The sequence below is a fragment of the Lacticaseibacillus hegangensis genome, assembly GCF_003946465.1.
Classification (GTDB): Bacteria; Bacillota; Bacilli; order Lactobacillales; family Lactobacillaceae; genus Lacticaseibacillus; species Lacticaseibacillus hegangensis.
Genome location: NZ_RHOL01000010.1, coordinates 1 through 17,387, shown reverse-complemented (window position 1 = coordinate 17,387; position 17,387 = coordinate 1). Strand labels below are relative to the sequence as shown.

Here is a 17,387-nt window from a genome sequence, read left to right as displayed (position 1 = left end):
ACTGTCACGAATCGTCACCTGCTTTCGTATTTGCTTTGAGTTTAGCACGGCGCGGCAAATCGCTCAACAGTTTTTAGGAACAAAGTAAGCACTTTAATAAATTATTGTTCGTGTTTATTCAAAACATAAAAAAACCGCAAGTCTGGCTTGCGGTTCACTGCATCCTAGTTTAGTTATTTAGCTGCGTGCTGCTGATAGTTGACCACGGCCCCAATCAGGTTGGCCGCATCGGTGTACTGGCAAATCTTGATGACCGGCCGCTGCGTGGCTATCTCGATCGTCTTGAACACGCCGTCCATGTGGCGCTCGATGCCGGGGATCAGCGCCGGGTTGCGCGATACCCCGCCGCCCAACAGGAACAGCTCGGGATCGTAGCTGTATTGCAGATTGAAAATGACTTCGGCCAGGGCCTCAAAGAAGCCTTCGACCTCCTCGTGCGCCACGCGGTCGCCGGCATCGGCAGCCGCAAACAGCGCCTCACCATCGATCTTTTTACCCGTGCGCTTCTCGTAGTTCTCGCAGCGCTTGACGACCGTCGCTTGGGCGGACACGGACTTACCATTTTGCAGCATGAACCCGAACTCGCCGCCCAGCAGGTGGGACCCGTGTTCGACCCGACCGTTTGCGATCAGTGCCCCGCCGACGCCGGTGCCGAGCACCAGCATCGCCACGCGCTGCTTGCCCTTCGCCGCACCGCTTGCGACTTCGGCCAAGGCGGCGCAATTCGCGTCATTTTCGAATGCCATTGGCAGGCCGAAGCGCTTCTCCAGCTCAGGCTGAATCGGGAAGTTGTGGATGTACGGCAAGGCGCTGGCGCCTTCAATTACGCCGGTCGCCTGATTGACCGCTCCGGGACTGGAGATGGCCACCCCTGTGATGGGGTGCGCCGCCTTCATTTTCGTGACCGTGTTGGCCAAGAGTCCGTAAAACTCAGCCAGCGTTTTGGGCGTTGGCGCCGCCGTCCGGTCCTGCAGGGCTGCCCCGTCCCACCGCGCAAATTTAATCGAAGTGCCGCCAATATCAATCACAGCTAATTCCATTTTGCCATCTCCAAGAAATTATTTGTCTACACAAATTAGTCTAGAGGTTGATGTATCCGCTGTCAAACTTGATTCAGCAGGGCACAATAAAAGCGCCTCTGCCAAAGCAGGGACGCGTTCATTTTGCGTTCAATTAGTGTTTCTCGGTAAATTCCTTGACCAGCTTGATGTTGTCTTCGTTGGTCACGGATTCAGTGGTGGCCCGCTCTGCGAGGGTCTTCAGGTAGCTCGCCGAAAGGCCCTTCATCTGGCTGCGCACGCGCAGGACAGAGGTCGCGGACATGGAGAACTCGTCGAGCCCCATGCCGACCAAGAGTGGCACCATGATCGGGTCGCCAGCGGCTTCCCCGCACATGCCGGCCCACTTGCCTTCCTTATGTGCCGAATCGATGATGTGCTTCACTAAGCGCAAGATCGATGGGTTGTAAGGCTGGTAGAGGTAAGACACGCGGTCGTTGCCGCGGTCCGCCGCCATGGTGTACTGAATCAAATCGTTGGTGCCGATGGAGAAGAAGTCTGCGACCTTGGCGAACTGATCCGCCAACACGGCCGCGGCAGGCACTTCCATCATCATCCCGGTTTGGATGTTGTCGGAAACCTTCACGCCTTCCTTGACCAGCTTGTCCTTTTCCTCCAAGAAGACCTTCTTGGCCGCCTTGAATTCGTTGACTGTCCCGATCATCGGGAACATGATGCGCAGATTGCCGTAAGCCGAAGCCCGCAACAAGGCCCGCAACTGGGTACGGAAGATATCCTGACGGTCCAGGCTGATCCGAATCGCCCGGTAGCCCAAAAATGGGTTATCTTCGTGTGGCAATGGCAGGTATGGCAGCTTCTTATCGCCGCCGATGTCCATCGTGCGAACCACGACAGGCTTGCCGTCCATCTGCTCGAGAACGGTCTTGTACGCTTCGAACTGGTCGTCTTCGGTTGGGAGCTCCGAAGAGTCCATGTACAAGAACTCGGTGCGATACAGGCCAACGGCTTCAGCACCATTAGCGAGCACCGCGTCCATATCCTTCGGGGTCCCAATGTTGGCGCCGACTTCGAAGTGCTGACCGTCTTCCGTCACCGTCTTAGCGGTTTTCAGCTGCGCCCATTCGGCCTTTTGTGCGGCAAAATCCTTGGCTGCCTGTTCGGAAGCCTGGATCTGGTCAGCACTCGGGTCGATCGTCACAGCACCGGTCAAGCCGTTGACGGTGATGGTCTGACCGTTTTTAACGTCCGTCGTGACCGTGTCCGTCCCGACCACAGCCGGGATCTCAAGCGAGCGCGCCATGATCGCGCTGTGCGCGGTCCGGCCGCCGATGTCGGTGACAAACGCCTTGACGTACTTTTTGTTCAGCTGGGCAGTATCTGAAGGCGTCAAATCATGCGCCACGATGACCACTTCAGAATCGATCAATGCCGGGTTCGGCAGCGGCCGATTCAGGAGGTGTGACAGCACCCGGGTCGAGACGTCGCGGATATCCGCGGCGCGCTCCTGCATGTAGGTGTTATCGGTCATCGCCTCAAAAGTCTCGATGAAGCCGTCGGAAACAGACTTCAAGGCGGTTTCGGCGTTGACCTTATCGTCTGTGATTTGCTTTTCAATGGCGCCGATGTATTCCGGATCGGCCAGCATGGTCATGTGCGCGTCGAAGACTTCTGCTTCTTCCTCGCCCAGCGACTCTGCAGCTTTTTGCCGGATGATCTTCAGTTCTGCAATGCTCTGGTCGAGCGCGGTGTGCAGACGTGCGACCTCTTTGTCTGTATCTTCAATAGTTGACTTCGAAAATGACAGATCGGGTTGCACGAGCAGGTAGGCCTTCGCCGTAGCGACGCCGTCACTTGCCGCGATCCCTTTCAGGTTCTTAGTCATTAGTTAGACAAGCCTTCCTTTTTCATGGTCTCTTCGATGGCAGCAATAGCTTCCTTCTCGTCTGCGCCTTCAGCGGAGATGGTGACGTCGGCGCCTTGGCCAACGCCCAAGCTCATGACGCCCATGATGGACTTCAAGTTAACGCTCTTCCCCTTGTATTCCAGGTTGATGTCAGAGTTAAACTTGCTGGCTGCCTGAACCAAGAGAGTGGCTGGGCGAGCGTGGATACCTGTTTCTGCAACAACATTAAATTCGCGTTTTTCCATGAGTAATCTGCTCCTTTGTGTATAAACTTTTGCCGAATAGAATTTGCATTCTATTTCTTGTAAACCTTACCATTATTCCGCTTTCAGAACAAGTATCATGGCTGGTTTTATTGCCCCTTGGCGGACTGATAGTGGTACAAAATCGTGCCCCCGCGCTCCGCCTGGCCGACGATTTCCTTGCGGGCCGGATAATTGGTCCAGGCCTCACGAAAAGCGGCAAACGTCTCGGGTTCGATCTTGATCTCGGCGATTTTGCCTGCGCGGAGATCATCCATCATTTGGACATAGTCTGATGCCACATGCTTGCCCCCTTTCCGTCACTATTTTAGACTAGAGACAGGCCGTTGACCAGCGCTGAAACCGCAGTCGCACTGAATTTCACGAAAAAATTAGCACTCTCACGGTAAGAGTGCTTGCATTTAATTTTTCGCGGTGTACACTGGAGTCAAGGTCAAAGAAGGTCAAAGCCTGGTTTGACTTTTCCGCGCCCTTTGCGCGGAAGGACTTAGATAAGAAAGGTTGTGAACAACGGTGCTATGTGAAAATTGCCATCAAAATCCGGCTACCATTCATTTGTACACCAACGTGAATGGCCAACGCCAAGAGATCAACCTATGCCAAAACTGCTACCAGCAGTTGAAACAACAAGCAGGAGGCACTATGCAACCAACGAATGCAAACAATGATCCGTTCGGCTTCAGCAGTCTCGATGACATCTTCCGGGCGATGGCTTCCGGCCAAAACGGCCAGCAGCAGCCGCAGGACCAAACCCCACCCACTCAAAGCGGGCGCGGCGGCAATGGCGGCGGCAACCGGCCTGGCCAAGGCGGCAATTCCGTCTTAGGTCAGTTCGGCGTTGACTTGACCGCCAAGGCCAAGAACGGCGAAATCGACCCAGTCATCGGCCGGGACGAGGAAATCGCCCGCGTTATCGAAATTTTGAACCGCCGGACCAAGAATAACCCCGTTTTGATTGGGGAAGCCGGGGTCGGCAAGACCGCCGTGGTCGAGGGGCTCGCGCTTAAGATCGCAAACGGTGATGTCCCAACCAAGCTGCAAGACCGCCACGTCATCCAGCTGGACGTCGTGTCTCTGGTGCAAGGCACCGGAATTCGCGGCCAGTTTGAACAGCGCATGCAGCAGCTCATCGACGAGCTGAAGAAGAATCCGAACATCATTCTCTTCATCGACGAGATCCACGAAATCGTCGGTGCCGGCAATGCCGAAGGCGGCATGGACGCCGGCAACGTCCTCAAGCCGGCGCTGGCCCGCGGCGAACTGCAACTCGTCGGGGCCACGACCTCTAACGAGTACCGCCAGATCGAAAAGGATTCCGCTCTCGCCCGCCGGCTGCAGCCGGTGACCGTCGAAGAGCCGTCGCCTGAAGAGACCATCAAGATCTTAAAGGGCATTCAGCCGCGCTACGAGGCCTACCACCACGTCAAGTACACCGACGACGCCATCGAGGCCGCCGTCAACCTGTCCGACCGCTACATTCAGGACCGGTTCCTGCCTGACAAGGCCATCGACCTGCTGGATGAAGCCGGCTCGCGCAAGAATCTGACCATCACCGTAGCCGATCCGCAAACGATCAAGGACAAGATTGCCGAAGCCGAAAAGCAGAAGCAGGGCGCCTTGAAGCAGGAAGACTACGAAAAGGCCGCCTTCTACCGCGATCAGGTCACCAAGCTGCAGAAGATGCAGCAGCAAGACGAAAAGCAGGAAAAGGAAGACACCCCGACGGTCACCGAAAAGGACATGGAGCAGATCGTCGAAAAGATGACCAACATCCCCGTCGGCGAGCTCAAGCAGCAAGAGCAAGAGCAGCTCAAGAACCTTGTGCCGGACCTTGAGGCTCATGTCATCGGCCAAAACGAGGCAGTCGAAAAAGTCGGCCGCGCCATTCGCCGCAACCGCATCGGCTTCAACAAGACCGGCCGCCCAATCGGCAGCTTCCTCTTTGTTGGCCCGACCGGCGTCGGCAAGACCGAGCTGGCCAAGCAGCTGGCCAAGGAACTGTTTGGTTCCGAGCAGAACATGATCCGGTTTGACATGTCCGAGTACATGGAAAAATTCAGCGTGTCCAAGCTCATCGGTTCACCTCCGGGCTACGTCGGCTATGAAGAAGCCGGCCAGCTGACCGAACAAGTCCGCCGCAATCCGTACAGCCTGATTTTGCTCGACGAAATTGAAAAGGCGCACCCAGACGTGATGAATATGTTCCTGCAGATTCTGGACGACGGCCGCCTGACCGACAGCCAGGGCCGCACCGTTTCCTTCAAGGACACGATCATCATCATGACGTCAAACGCCGGCTCGACCGACGCCGAGGCGAACGTCGGCTTCGGCGCGTCGATCAACGGCACGACCAAGTCCGTCTTGAACCAGCTGGGCAACTACTTCAAGCCGGAATTTCTCAACCGCTTCGACGACATTGTCGAGTTCAAGCCGCTGAGTAAAGAAACCCTGTTATCGATTGTGGGCCTGATGATCAACGACACCAACGCCAACATCAAGGACCAGGGCCTGACCATCAAGGTCACCGAACCGGTCAAGGAGAAGTTAGTCGAACTCGGCTACGATCCCGCGATGGGCGCCCGGCCGCTGCGCCGCGTGATTCAGGAGCAAATTGAAGACCGCGTGGCGGACTTCTACCTTGATCACCCGCAGGCCAAGCACCTCGAGGCACGCATCGACAAGGGCGCGATTGCCATTGTCGAAAGCAAACCGGAAACCCCGACCGTTGCCAAAAAATAACGCCAAATAAGTTGAAGGGACTAAGCGAATGCCTCGCTTAGCCCCTTTTGACTACTTGCGCAAGATTTTGGAGCCATACCACGGATAAAACCAGCCAGTGTACCCGCGCATCAGCGCATCGAACTGCGCTGGCGCAAAACGGCCGTTACGGGCCATGGTGTCATAGGCCACCCCGAGGTCGACCACCTGGTAAGGCTGCAGCACAAACCCGTTGCGTTGGTAAAACGCCAGCCGGGAGCGCCGCTGCCGAACATTTGAGGCGGCGTCATCTTGCGGCTCCAGGGCCAGCACCAAGAGCCGCCCATCAAAGCGCGCCGCCAGCCGGTCCAAGATGGCCGAGCCAACGCCCTGCCCGCGCACGGTCTCCGCGGTCGCCAGAAAAATCAGGTACGTCAGGGCTTTGGTCGTCACGGTAAATGTCAGGCCAACAAACCGGGCGCCGTCGTGCCACCCTAGAAAATCAATGCCTGCCCGCCTGCTGTTGGCGAGCAGCCACACCAGGGGGACTTTTTCCTCTTTAGGAAACGCGCGCTGGTACAACTTGAGAACGGGAAAATAATACCGACTCGCCGGCCGGACCGGTTCACTTTGCAGGGTCATGACTGTCGCCTCCTGCCTCCAGTTTAGCAAACTTGGCGGCGAGCGGCGAAATTCACCGGCGGCGCAGAAACTTTTGGTTTTTCCGGCCGGTTCACTTATAATGAAGACAGGAAACTAGAGACTGGGGGCATTAATTATGCGGTTGATCGATATCACCAATAGCTACCCGCACCTGGTGGCGCAACAGCTCGCCCATACCGACACGAACTACATTAAAGTCTATTCACTTGGCAGCACCACGGTGATTTACACGCGGGCGGCCTCTCATGATGAGCTGCTGTTCACCAATGATAAGCGCAACATCAAAGATGCTGAGATCGCCTTTGCGCTGGATAAGTTGGCCCACGTCGCCTTTGCGGATGTCAACGTCATTCACGGCGATAAGCTCGCCGAAGTATCGCTGGCAACCGAGGAATTCTAAAAAAAGCCGGCAGTTGCCGGCTTTTTTTGCATGGAGGACACCATGGGCCTGTTTCAATCACTTGCGAACTGGTTTAAGCGCCGCCCGCGCAAAACTGCGAGCAAGACGCCAAACCCCACATCAACTTCAGCCCGACCGGTGCGCGCTGCGGCCCGCCAGCCGCAACAGGCAAATGCCTTGCCGCCGGCGACCGGTGCGACCAGCCGCTATGTTAGTGTCGCCATTTACTACCGCGAGCGCGGCAGTGCTGCCGAACTGCGAAAGCCCAGCATCGTGCGCGGGCCGATCGGTGCGCGGCTGAACATTGCGATCCCGCAAATTGAAGGCTACGAGCTGTTTTCCGTCACGAACTATCTGACGCGCTTTCCGGCGAGCCAGGCGGTCGTCTACCTGCTTTACGATCCACACGTCGCCGCCCCAGTCGCGGTGTATCACCGCGATGAAACCGGCCGGTTGCTGGCTGCGCCAACGATGCTGGTCGGCCGGCTCAACGCGGCATTCACGGCAGAACCTTTGCCCGCCTTCAAGGACCACGCCGTTCCACGTGGCCCGCAGCGCGGCCGCTTCACACACACCGCGCAAGTGTTGCACTTCACGTACCAGCTGGGGCCAAGTCTCACCTACGCCGACCCACAAAGCGCGTACGTTGAGCTGCGTCAGGCCAAGCCGGCCTACCCGACCCCGGTGAAGGCGCAGGTCTATGCCACCATGCTGCCAGCCGGCTCGTTTTGGCGCGTGTTTGGCCTCGCCAAGAATCAAGCGGGTGAAGTCTTCCTGGATCTCGGTGGCAGTCAGTGGATCACCACTGCGAACACGCAGCCGCAAAATAGCAATCCGTTCCTGCCTGGGCCGACTCAGCTCAAACTCACCACCGAGCGTGTCAGCTTTAACGCCCAGCCGCTTCAAGCCGTCGGTCAGGTCAACACCAGTGGGTCGCTGACGCGCTGGGCCAAGCCGTACGGCCAGCGCCTGAAGCCCCTGGCCGCCGGCGCAACGGTCGCACTTTTGGCCACCGTGTATGGCACCGACGACAGCCGCTGGTACCGCCTGAGCGACGACTCGTACGTGCTTGCCAGCCTCGTTGATTTGCTCTAACTCAGACATGCAAAAGGCCACGGTCATCCGATAATTGGGACGAGCGTGGCCTTTTAATGTGCTACGCTTTGAAAAACGGCTCAATACCTTCGACCATCGGCTGGCTGTCATCGTCCAGCGGGACAACCGACAGCTGCAGATCAATCGACGCCAGCGCTTTGTCGCCGCGTTCGCCCAGCTGCTGGGTCAACGGCCGCAGCTGCTCGTCCGACATGCCTGCCGCATCCAAGATCAAGACTAGGTGCTCGGTGCCATCGTAGCTCAGCACGCGCAGCCAGCCCTGCTTGACGCCGCTGTCCTTGAGTTCGCCTTGCAGCATGGCTTCAAAGCCGTCTGGCAAGTTATCAGGCTCGGACACAGCAACTTTGACCTCGTTGTTGTCGGCGTGGTGCTGCTTCTGCTGGTTGGCCAGGTCTGCCAGGGTCTCGCGGGAGAAGTAAATGTTGTCGGAGAACGGGTTGATCGCAATGCCGTCAACTTCCTGGTTTTGGTTGATCAGCTCAGCCAAATCGGAGAACGCGATCGGCAGGATGGACGCCTGATCGACATTTTGCTGCAGGTCGTGCTGGCTCCAGTTGTCGAACAGCGAGTTGACTTCCTGCCAGTCGGTGAACACCGGCTGGATATTTTGCCTGTCTTCGCTGGACATCAGGGGAAACTGCATCTGCACGTCCTGATCGACCTGCGCGCGGCCGTTTTCGTCCGTCTTGATCTCCTGATCGGCCAGCACGACCATCAGCAGCGTGGCGTGGTCCACCAGTTCGGACAGAAAGTCGCTCATGTTCTCATCGTTATTGTCCAGGGAAAAAGTCCGCCACTTGCCCAGCAGGTCATCATTGGTGATGCTGCGCGCGGCCTCGTTATGTTTGTTTTCTGATTCTGCCATCGTTCAGCTTCCTTTCTGCTTACAGCTTGGCTGTCAGCTTGACGTCCGGGTACTTATCGGCAAACCACCGCTCGGCGTACTGATTTTCAAACAGGAACAGCGGCAGGCCCTGCGAATCCTTGACCAGCAAATTGCGGCTGGAGGACATTTTCTCATCCAGCTGGTCGGGATCGATCCAGCGGGCGACCCGGCTGCCGATCGGCGTCATCACAACTTCTGAGTTGTACTCATTTTGCATGCGGAACTTGAACACTTCAAACTGCAGCTGGCCGACCGCACCGAGGATGTAGTCGTTGGTGGTGTAGGTGCGATAAAGCTGCACGGCGCCTTCCTGGACCAGCTGCTGCATCCCCTTGTGGAAGCTCTTCTGCTTCATCACGTTTTTTGGCGTCACGCGCATGAACAGCTCCGGGGTGAACTGCGGCAGCTTTTCGTATTCCACCGGGTCCTTGCCGGCGTAAATCGAGTCGCCGATTTGAAAATTACCGGTGTCGTACAGGCCGACGATGTCACCGGCCACGGCAGTTTGCACCTGCTCGCGGGTGTCGGCCATGAACTCGGTCGAGTTGTTCAGCCGGAGCACCTTGCCGGTCCGGGCCAGCGTGACATCCATGCCACGCTCGAACTCGCCGGCGCCGATGCGGACAAAGGCAATGCGGTCGCGGTGGTTCGGGTTCATATTGGCCTGGATCTTGAAAACAAACCCGGAGAAATTCGGATCGGTCGGACTGATCTCACGGCCGTCTTGCAGCTTGTGGGGCCCTGGCGCCGGCGCCATTTCGACGAAGTGCTTGAGGAAGGTCTCGACGCCAAAGTTGGTCAGCGCGGAGCCGAAGAACACCGGCGTCTGGTCGCCTGTCATCACTTTTTTCAGATCGAATTGGTTGCCGGCGTCATTGAGCAGCTCAATGCTGTCCAAGGTGTCAGTGTAAATCGAATCGTTGGCCAGCGGCTCGCTCGGGTCCAACTTGCCGTCCTGATCCAATGGCAGGTACTTTTCCCCTGCCTCGTTTTCGCGGTAAAGCTCGATGCGGTGGTCGACGCGGTCGTACAGACCGGCCAGGCCCTTGCCCATCCCCATCGGCCAGTTCATCGCGTAACCTTCAATGCCCAGCAGGTCTTCCAGCTCGGCAATCAGATCGAGGGGTTCGCGGCCGTCGCGGTCCAGCTTGTTCATGAAGGTGAAAATCGGAATCCCGCGCTGCTTGACGACCTTGAACAGCTTCTTGGTCTGGGCCTCGATCCCCTTGGCGGAGTCGATGACCATGACCGCCGCGTCGACGGCCATCAGGGTGCGGTAGGTGTCTTCGGAAAAGTCTTCATGCCCTGGCGTGTCCAAAATGTTGATCTGCTTGCCAGCGTACTGGAATTGCAAAACGGAGCTGGTGACCGAGATCCCGCGCTGCTTCTCGATGGCCATCCAGTCCGACTTAGCGAAGTGGCTCGACTTTCTGCCCTTGACCGTCCCAGCCTCGCGGATCACGCCGCCAAACAGCAGCAGCTGCTCGGTGATGGTGGTTTTCCCGGCATCGGGGTGAGAAATGATGGCAAAAGTGCGGCGCTTGTCTACCGCGGCTTTTAATTCTTGTGGTTTCATAAGTGGTCCTTTCAATTGCGGTAGTGACAGACAATGGCCGCTTGCTACATTGGGAAAACCGTCCTTTCACGAAAAAAGTCCCAGTCAATGGGACCTAGTCTTCCCACCATTATAAAGAAGAACGCGCGCTTCTTCAATCAAACATTACGGCTCGCTGGCTTCACTGGCCGAAGCTGCTTTGACGGGCAGGTGCAGATGTACGTTGACCAGCCGGGAATTTTCGATTTTGCCGGACGTCAGCGTGCCGCCTGGAATCGGGACGGTTTCCTGCTTGTGGGTGCTGGGAATAACGCCGAGTGCGTTGATCACGTAGCCGGCAATCGTGTCGACATCCGGCGCCTGCAGGTCCGTGCCAAAGGCCTCGTTGAAATCGCTGAGCGTCATGCGGCCGTTCACCAGGTAATCGTCCTGGTCCAGCTTGGTGTAATTGACCGTGGTGGCATCGGACTCGTCGTCGATGTCGCCGACGATTTCCTCCAGCAGATCCTCAATCGTCACCAGGCCGACCACCCCGCCATACTCGTCCAGCAGGATGCCCATTTGCTGGTGGCGAATGCGCATCTCAGTCAGCAGGTCGTCAATACTGATGGTTTCCGGCACAAACAGCGGGTCGGTCATGATGTCTTCCAGGCGGACCTGGGCGAAGCCGACCTTGCGCGCCTGACTCAGCAGATTTTTGATGTGCACGATCCCGACCACGTTGTCCTTGTCTTTTTGGTAAATGGGAATGCGCGAGTAGACATTGGACAAAATCGTGTCAATGGCGGCTTGGTCCGGCTGGTCAGCGTCGACCATGAAGGCGTCGATCCGCGGCACCATGACCTCGCGGGCCAGCTTGTTGGACAGGCCGATGATGCCTTCCAGCATCGCGTACTCATCCGGGTCGATGGCCCCTGACTGCTTGCCGCTTTCGATCATCGCGGTCATTTCCTCACGGGTCACCTGATTTTGATCGGTGCTGAACTTAATTGGGGTGAGTTTCAGCAGCAGGTTGGTCGACGCCGACAGCAGCCAGACAAACGGGTGCAGTGCCACGCCGATTACGGAAATCGGGGTGACGGCGGCCTTGGCCACCTTTTCCGTCATTTGCAGTGCGACCTGCTTGGGGTAGAGCTCGCCGAACACCAGCGAGAAGTACGACAGGATCACGGTAACCAGCAAGACTGCCAGCTCATGCGCAAAACTCACGTTGCCAAACCACGGCTCGATGCGCCCGGCCAGCGTGGTGGCCGCCGAAGCCGACGCAAAGAAGCCGGCGAAGGTGATGCCGACTTGAATCGTCGCCAAAAAATTGGTGGAGTTGTTCATGATCTTCAGGAGCTTTGCCGCCTTTTTGTCGCCGGCCTTGGCCTGGCCCTGAATTTTGCTGCGGCTCAAAGACACCACCGCGATTTCTGCGGCGGCAAAGCACGCGTTGACCACGGTTAAAATTACGATTAAAAGCAGCTGGCCCCATAAGGCCCCGCCTGAATCACCACTCATAAACTGTTCATCCTTTCGCCGCGCTGTTGATAACTATAATTTTACCGGCTTGACCGCTGACCCGGCAAGCAATTAAGGTTTGGGCTGCTGGTCAGTCGGCTTGGCCAAAAGCGGCTCTTGGGCCGCCTGGTTGCGGTGGAATCGGTAAAGCTCCAGCGCATAGGTCAGCACCGTTTTGATCACCGCGTAAACCGGTACCGCCAAAATGGTGCCTAAAATGCCCCAGATGTTGCCCGCCACCAGCAGAAGCACAATGATGGTCAGCGGATGGATATTGAGACTGCGACCGATCACGTTCGGGTAAATCAGGTTCCCATCGGTTTGCTGTACGATCAGCACCACCACGATCACCAAGGCGACCTTGCCCCAGCCGACGGTCAGGGCAATCAACAGCGCCGGGGCGATCCCGATGTACGGGCCGAGGTACGGAATGATGGTGACAACGCCGGCTACGAACCCGAGCAGAAACGCGTAAGGCATGCCGATAATCAAATAACCGATGAAGGTGAACGTGCCGACGAACAGACACTCAATAGCCTGCCCCGCAATGTAATGCGACAGTGTCTGGTTCATTCGGGTGAAAACGGTTTGAATCTCCTCGCCGTAGCGGTCCGGCAAAAGCCGCTGCACTGCCGGCACGAAGCGGTTCCCGTCCTTCAGCATGTAAAACAGCAGCACAGGGATGGTGATTGCGCCGATCACGACCGACGCGACGGAGCCAATCAGGCCGGGCACGCCCGCCGAAAAGTCGCCCAGCACGTTCTGCAAGATTTTCGCCGGTTCGACCTGCATCTTGCTGACCAGCTTAGCCACCCCAAACTTCTGGTACCAGCGGTAATGCGACAGCTGAGTCAAGTCGTCGCGCAGTTCGCGGACAAAGCCGGGCAACCCGGAGATCAGTTGCGTGACCTGGTCGATCAGGTTGGGAATGATGGTCGCCACCAGAAACCCCAGCAGCGCCAGCACTACCACAAAAATCAGCGCAATGGCGGCCGGCCGCGGCAGCTTCAGCTTGCCCAGCCAGTTGACCAGCGGATTAAACAGGTAGAACAAAAAGCCGGCCGCGATGAACGGAATCAATAATGTCGAGAAAAACGTCGCGATCGGTTTGAACAAAAAGCTCAGGTTCGTCAGCCCGATGATCAAAGCCACGATGATTAAGGCTTCAAGCGACCAGAACATGAGTTTAGATTCACGGATTTTCTGAAACACTATTCACACCTTCTTTCGGTATGGTCTATAATACACGCATTACCCTATAAACCAAAACAGGAAGTCGATACTGAAGATGGAATTCAAAGTTAGCACCGATACCAACAGCGCAATTTACCAAGACGCGCTGGCCATTCGCACCACCGTCTTCGTCAAGGAGCAGCACGTGTCCCCTGAACGCGAGGTCGACCAAGACGAGGCCAAGGCCACGTACTTTGTCGCTTACGATGACGGCCTGGCCGTGGCCACCGCGCGCCTGCTGCCGGCCGATTACGGCTACCGTGTGCAGCGCGTCGCCGTCCTGGCCCCGTACCGTCATCACGGCGTCGGCAAAGCTTTGCTCGAGCACCTCGCCGATTACGCCGAGGCCCATGGCGCCCGCGAGCTGCGGCTGGGCGCCCAGGTCCAGGCGGTCGGGTTTTACAAAACGCTGGGCTACACGCTCACCGAACGGCCCGAGTTTCTGGACGCCGGCATTCGCCACCGCGAGATGCACCGCATTTTTGCTTAAACACACGAAAAAGGTCGCCATTTTTTACTGGCGACCTTTTTCGTTGGGCAAAACGCGGGTTTGATGCACATGGTGCTCGATGCGGCGCTCGGGACGTACCCACAGGAGCAGCAGCAGCACATCAATGATAATGGTCAAACTTGGCCAGATGAACGCCGCCAAGATTGCGATCACATTACCGCCAATCGTGACGATCGGTTTGTAGTAGCCCTGCCCGAGCAAGTCTTTGAGTGCCGCATTGTGGCGGTCGGCCCGGATCAGCATCTGAATCAGCAGCCAGTACGTGACATCGGTGGCCAGCACCACGAACCCGTAAGTCATCTCCGGTGCGCGTGCCAGCACGTGAGTGGCACCCACCCAGTCAGTCGCAAACGGGAAAAACGAGGCCGCAAAAAGGAACAGGATGTTGGCCCACAGGACACGCCCGTTGATCCGCTTGACCAGCAGGAACAGGTGATGGTGATTGTTCCAATAAACCGCCAGCGTGAAGAACGACACGAAGTAAATCGCAAAAATGCCGCGCATCTGCCACAGCGCGGCCCAGCTGCCAGCGCTTGGGGCGTGCAATTCCAAGACCATGATCGTGATGATGATGGCGATCACGCCATCGGTAAACGCTTCGAGCCGATTTTTGGGCATCAGTGCACCTCCCCATACCGGACTATTCGGCCTGATCCAGCGTCTTCATGTCTGCCAGGTAAGCCTGCTGCTTGGCCTGCCAAAACTGCGCATCAGCTGCGGTGATTGGCCGCAGAACCTGGGCCGGATTGCCCACGACAACCACGGCATCAGGGACGTCCTTCGTCACCACGGCCCCGGCGCCGACGACCACGTTGCTGCCGATGGTCACGCCGGGCAGCACAATGCAGCCCCCGCCGAACCAGACATTGTCACCGATCGTGATTGGCTTGGCGTACTCAAGCCCTGAGTTACGCACGCCGGCATCAATCGGGTGCGTCGGGGTCAGCAGACTCACGCGCGGCCCCAGCATCACGTTGTCGCCGATGGTGATCGGCGCCACGTCCAGCAAAATGGGATCGTAATTCGCGTAAAAGTTTTTGCCGATGGTGATGTGGCTGCCGTAGTCGACCTGCAGGCGCGGCTCGATGTAGCCGCCTTCGCCAAAGGCTTTAAACAGCTGCCGCAGAATCGTCCGCCGGCCAATTTGGTCGGCGACACTGGTGCGGTTATATGATTCGGTCAGCAGCCGGGTGCGCATGCGTGCCTTGTGCAAGTCCTCGGCGCTGGCATCGTACAGCCGCCCAGCAACCATTCTGTCATGATCAATCGAACTCATCGTAGCCCTCCATTTGGTCCTTGCTGATATATAGCAGGTACCGAACCTTGTCCACCTTGCCGTCAACGATCGGATACGACTCCAGGTAATATGGATTGTCCGTTTGGCCAATGTGTTCGGGGATCGTGTAGCCGGCTTTTTCCAGCATCTCAAACCCTTTGGCCACCGTGGTCTGCACCGGCAGCTGATTGAGAACACCGTTGACCGGACCTTCCGCCTTACCCACGGTCCCGGCCGGCAGCGTCACTGCTTCAAGCCCTTCCGGCGCCGTCACACCCACTGGCGTCAGACTGCCGATCCAGTACTGAAAATTGCCGTACGGCGAAAACACGACTAGGTAGGTTCGGTTGGGCTGCTCACACAAAGCGTCCAACTGGTCAAAGTAGCCGGCCCCTTCAAAGTCCTGCCAGGCCGGGTAAAAGGTGCCCATCTGGTCGCTGCTTTCAGCAGTGTACACCCGGCCGATAAACTGACCAGCCGGTTGATCGATCAATTCTGTCATGTTTTTTCCTCCATCACGAGGCGCGGGCTAGGCCGCGCTTAATCGGGTTCCGACTGACAACGCGCAAGTGTCTAGCCAGGCCCACCCCGCCCCCGCTTCGCGGGAACGGGTCGGGCCAAGCTAGCCATTACGCTAAGACCGTCAGTCGTCACACCTTAATCAGGCTCGGACCAGCAACGCGCGAATGTCTAGCAAGGACTGCCCTAACGCCCGCTCCGCGGCCGCCAGGGCAGTCCAAGCTAGCCATCGTGCTAAGTGCACTGGTCCTCGCACCTTACAAAAACAGCGCGAGTGTTCCTCGCGCCGAAGCTTACACCCGGTGAGACAGTTGCAAGTACCGGTTGTACCATAAATCCACATAAGCCGCTGAAAACGGCCCTTTGCCATGGTTGATCCAATCGACAAGCACGCGCACGTTGGCCTTCAAGATGCGGTCAGTAGTTTGCGGGTATTGCCATTTGCGGCTGTGTGCCTCGTATTCATCGACGTCGAGCAGGCGCTTCTCCCCATCCGGGAAGACCTTCACATCCAAGTCGTAGTCGATATATTTCAGCGCTTCCTGATCCAACACGGAGGGACTGGCGAGGTTGCAGTAGTACGACACGCCGCCTTCTCTGATCATTGCGATCACGTTGAACCAGTAATGTTTATGAAAATACACGATCGCCGGCTCACGAGTCAGCCATCGTCTGCCATCGGATTCGGTCACCAAAGTGTGATCGTTACAACCGATAATTGCGTCTTCGCTGGTCTTAAGGACCATGGTGTCCCGCCATGTCCGGTGCAAGCTCCCATCGTGCTTGTAGCTCTGAATGGCGACATAATCGCCTTCCTTAGGGATTCGCATTGGTTATCCAGCTTTCAGCATTATCTTTTTGTCTTTTCAAGTATAACAGAAAGGACAAGCTGCAGCTAGCGCCCTAAGCCTCCGCTTCAAGTCGCGCGATCACGGCATCGATGGCATCGTAATCAAACCCCTTGCGCACCAGCGCCTGCTTGACCCGGTTGCGCCGATCATAGCCGGTATACTTGCGCTTGAGGCGCCACTGCTTTTCCGCCTCGCGCGTCAACAGGTCAGTTTCCTGCTCAGCGTCGGGTTCCAGTGCCAGGGCCGCCAGTGCTTCGCTGGCCAGGGGCCCGTCAAACCCTTTTTGCATCAACGCCTGGCGAATCTTGTTCTGCTGGTCCTTGAACGGTTTGTGCTGTGTGCGGCGGGCCGCCTTTTTGGCGACGCGATCGGCCACCGTGCGCCACTGCTCGGCGGTCACGCCGGCCACCGCCTGGGCTGCCACATCGGGATGCACGCCTTTTTCGCGCAATCGGGCTTCGACCTGACGCGGCCCGCGCTCACCCATCGAAAGGTTGTCGCGCACCAAAATATCCGCGTATTGCGCGTCGTCCAGCAGCTTGATTGCCTTGAGGTGATCGGTGACCTGCTTGATCACTTCCTCGGGGACCTCGTCTTGCCGCAGCCGGTCGCGAACCTCGTGGACTGTTCGCGGCTGGTGGCTGATGAAATTCAGCGCTGTGGCATTGGCAACAGCCGCCACCTCAGCCGCCTGCACAGCCTTGACCGCCTCCGGTTCCAGCGTCAGCCCCTTGATCAGCCGATACTTGACCAGAGTGCCTTCGCTGACGGCAAACGCATACTTGCCGTCGAGGAAAATATTGTACCTGCCACGGCGTTTCTGGGCAGAAATTTTAGTAATTGTTTGCATCTGGCGACCTCCTCAAAAGAATTATTCCATGACTTGTTATGGTACAATATAACTTAATTAAAGTGCCCCAGTTTACAATTCAAGTGCAACACCCTGACGACTAGACCAAAAAGGCCATGAAGACCTATTCTTGTTAGTACTA

18 protein-coding genes are annotated in these 17,387 nt (G+C 57.2%); 4 read left to right on the top strand and 14 right to left on the bottom strand.

Annotated features, from left to right (window positions below; genetic code table 11):
• Positions 1–173 precede the first annotated feature (173 nt).
• The 4 genes from EKM86_RS04065 to EKM86_RS04050 all read right to left on the bottom strand — a co-directional run bounded on the left by EKM86_RS04065 (position 174) and on the right by EKM86_RS04050 (position 3,466).
• On the bottom strand, positions 174–1,040 hold the full coding sequence (locus EKM86_RS04065) for an ROK family protein (RefSeq protein ID WP_125755309.1): 867 nt from the start codon (positions 1,038–1,040) through the stop codon (positions 174–176).
• 133 nt (positions 1,041–1,173) lie between these two features.
• Complete coding sequence (gene ptsP / locus EKM86_RS04060) at positions 1,174–2,901, bottom strand: phosphoenolpyruvate--protein phosphotransferase (RefSeq protein ID WP_125755307.1); 1,728 nt, start codon at positions 2,899–2,901, stop codon at positions 1,174–1,176.
• A complete protein-coding gene (locus tag EKM86_RS04055; protein ID WP_054665507.1) occupies positions 2,901–3,167 on the bottom strand; it encodes a phosphocarrier protein HPr in 267 nt (88 codons plus the stop codon). Before EKM86_RS04055 ends, ptsP begins: the two co-directional genes overlap by 1 nt.
• Positions 3,168–3,274: 107 nt before the next feature.
• The gene (locus tag EKM86_RS04050; RefSeq protein WP_125755305.1) at positions 3,275–3,466 is read right to left on the bottom strand and encodes a hypothetical protein; all 192 of its coding nucleotides are present in this window, start codon (positions 3,464–3,466) and stop codon (positions 3,275–3,277) included.
• 232 nt (positions 3,467–3,698) lie between these two features.
• Between EKM86_RS04050 and EKM86_RS04045 the strand changes: the two genes are divergently transcribed.
• A complete protein-coding gene (locus EKM86_RS04045; protein WP_164506165.1) occupies positions 3,699–5,924 on the top strand; it encodes an ATP-dependent Clp protease ATP-binding subunit in 2,226 nt (741 codons plus the stop codon).
• 51 nt (positions 5,925–5,975) lie between these two features.
• On the opposite strand, the gene EKM86_RS04040 is transcribed toward EKM86_RS04045, so the two are convergent.
• On the bottom strand, positions 5,976–6,524 hold the full coding sequence (locus EKM86_RS04040; protein ID WP_125755301.1) for a GNAT family N-acetyltransferase: 549 nt from the start codon (positions 6,522–6,524) through the stop codon (positions 5,976–5,978).
• Positions 6,525–6,660: 136 nt separating this feature from the next.
• On the opposite strand from EKM86_RS04040, the gene EKM86_RS04035 reads away from it, so the two are divergent.
• Both EKM86_RS04035 and EKM86_RS04030 read left to right on the top strand, forming a co-directional pair.
• Complete coding sequence (locus EKM86_RS04035; protein ID WP_125755299.1) at positions 6,661–6,945, top strand: DUF1827 family protein; 285 nt, start codon at positions 6,661–6,663, stop codon at positions 6,943–6,945.
• Positions 6,946–6,975: 30 nt separating this feature from the next.
• Positions 6,976–8,040 (top strand): MucBP domain-containing protein, encoded by a 1,065-nt coding sequence (locus EKM86_RS04030; protein ID WP_125755297.1) that lies wholly within the window; start codon positions 6,976–6,978, stop codon positions 8,038–8,040.
• Positions 8,041–8,101: 61 nt separating this feature from the next.
• On the opposite strand, the gene EKM86_RS04025 is transcribed toward EKM86_RS04030, so the two are convergent.
• From EKM86_RS04025 to EKM86_RS04010, 4 genes are all read right to left on the bottom strand, one after another.
• Positions 8,102–8,926 carry an SseB family protein gene (locus EKM86_RS04025; protein ID WP_125755295.1) on the bottom strand — a complete coding sequence of 275 codons (825 nt, stop codon included), beginning with the start codon at positions 8,924–8,926 and terminating at the stop codon, positions 8,102–8,104.
• A 19-nt stretch (positions 8,927–8,945) separates the two neighbouring features.
• A complete protein-coding gene (locus EKM86_RS04020; protein ID WP_125755293.1) occupies positions 8,946–10,523 on the bottom strand; it encodes a peptide chain release factor 3 in 1,578 nt (525 codons plus the stop codon).
• Positions 10,524–10,667: 144 nt separating this feature from the next.
• The gene (locus tag EKM86_RS04015) at positions 10,668–12,005 is read right to left on the bottom strand and encodes a hemolysin family protein (protein WP_125755291.1); all 1,338 of its coding nucleotides are present in this window, start codon (positions 12,003–12,005) and stop codon (positions 10,668–10,670) included.
• Positions 12,006–12,077: 72 nt separating this feature from the next.
• On the bottom strand, positions 12,078–13,217 hold the full coding sequence (locus EKM86_RS04010) for an AI-2E family transporter (protein WP_125755289.1): 1,140 nt from the start codon (positions 13,215–13,217) through the stop codon (positions 12,078–12,080).
• 76 nt (positions 13,218–13,293) lie between these two features.
• Between EKM86_RS04010 and EKM86_RS04005 the strand changes: the two genes are divergently transcribed.
• Positions 13,294–13,728 (top strand): GNAT family N-acetyltransferase, encoded by a 435-nt coding sequence (locus EKM86_RS04005; RefSeq protein ID WP_125755287.1) that lies wholly within the window; start codon positions 13,294–13,296, stop codon positions 13,726–13,728.
• 24 nt (positions 13,729–13,752) lie between these two features.
• Here EKM86_RS04005 and EKM86_RS04000 read toward each other — a convergent pair whose 3' ends face one another.
• The 5 genes from EKM86_RS04000 to recX form a co-directional block, all read right to left on the bottom strand.
• Positions 13,753–14,367, bottom strand: a complete 615-nt coding sequence (locus tag EKM86_RS04000; protein WP_125755285.1) for a TMEM175 family protein — start codon at positions 14,365–14,367, stop codon at positions 13,753–13,755.
• A 22-nt stretch (positions 14,368–14,389) separates the two neighbouring features.
• Positions 14,390–15,025 carry a sugar O-acetyltransferase gene (locus EKM86_RS03995; protein ID WP_125755283.1) on the bottom strand — a complete coding sequence of 212 codons (636 nt, stop codon included), beginning with the start codon at positions 15,023–15,025 and terminating at the stop codon, positions 14,390–14,392.
• Entirely contained in the window at positions 15,012–15,527 is a 516-nt protein-coding gene (locus EKM86_RS03990; RefSeq protein WP_125755281.1) for a GyrI-like domain-containing protein, read from the bottom strand. The genes EKM86_RS03995 and EKM86_RS03990 overlap by 14 nt, the downstream gene beginning before the upstream one ends.
• Before the next feature lie 310 nt (positions 15,528–15,837).
• Positions 15,838–16,374: a nucleoside tri-diphosphate phosphatase gene (ntdP, locus tag EKM86_RS03985; protein WP_125755279.1), complete on the bottom strand. Its 537-nt coding sequence runs from the start codon at positions 16,372–16,374 to the stop codon at positions 15,838–15,840.
• Positions 16,375–16,447: 73 nt separating this feature from the next.
• Positions 16,448–17,245 (bottom strand): recombination regulator RecX, encoded by a 798-nt coding sequence (recX, locus tag EKM86_RS03980; RefSeq protein WP_225419349.1) that lies wholly within the window; start codon positions 17,243–17,245, stop codon positions 16,448–16,450.
• Positions 17,246–17,387 lie beyond the last annotated feature (142 nt).

Coding starts and splice junctions, on each gene's coding strand:
- EKM86_RS04065 (WP_125755309.1), bottom strand. CDS start 1,040: ATGGAATTAGCTGTGATTGATATTGGCGGCACTTCGATTAAATTTGCG.
- ptsP (WP_125755307.1), bottom strand. CDS start 2,901: ATGACTAAGAACCTGAAAGGGATCGCGGCAAGTGACGGCGTCGCTACG.
- EKM86_RS04055 (WP_054665507.1), bottom strand. CDS start 3,167: ATGGAAAAACGCGAATTTAATGTTGTTGCAGAAACAGGTATCCACGCT.
- EKM86_RS04040 (WP_125755301.1), bottom strand. CDS start 6,524: ATGACCCTGCAAAGTGAACCGGTCCGGCCGGCGAGTCGGTATTATTTT.
- EKM86_RS04035 (WP_125755299.1), top strand. CDS start 6,661: ATGCGGTTGATCGATATCACCAATAGCTACCCGCACCTGGTGGCGCAA.
- EKM86_RS04030 (WP_125755297.1), top strand. CDS start 6,976: ATGGAGGACACCATGGGCCTGTTTCAATCACTTGCGAACTGGTTTAAG.
- EKM86_RS04025 (WP_125755295.1), bottom strand. CDS start 8,926: ATGGCAGAATCAGAAAACAAACATAACGAGGCCGCGCGCAGCATCACC.
- EKM86_RS04020 (WP_125755293.1), bottom strand. CDS start 10,523: ATGAAACCACAAGAATTAAAAGCCGCGGTAGACAAGCGCCGCACTTTT.
- EKM86_RS04015 (WP_125755291.1), bottom strand. CDS start 12,005: ATGAGTGGTGATTCAGGCGGGGCCTTATGGGGCCAGCTGCTTTTAATC.
- EKM86_RS04005 (WP_125755287.1), top strand. CDS start 13,294: ATGGAATTCAAAGTTAGCACCGATACCAACAGCGCAATTTACCAAGAC.
- EKM86_RS04000 (WP_125755285.1), bottom strand. CDS start 14,367: ATGCCCAAAAATCGGCTCGAAGCGTTTACCGATGGCGTGATCGCCATC.
- EKM86_RS03995 (WP_125755283.1), bottom strand. CDS start 15,025: ATGAGTTCGATTGATCATGACAGAATGGTTGCTGGGCGGCTGTACGAT.
- EKM86_RS03990 (WP_125755281.1), bottom strand. CDS start 15,527: ATGACAGAATTGATCGATCAACCGGCTGGTCAGTTTATCGGCCGGGTG.
- ntdP (WP_125755279.1), bottom strand. CDS start 16,374: ATGCGAATCCCTAAGGAAGGCGATTATGTCGCCATTCAGAGCTACAAG.
- recX (WP_225419349.1), bottom strand. CDS start 17,245: ATGCAAACAATTACTAAAATTTCTGCCCAGAAACGCCGTGGCAGGTAC.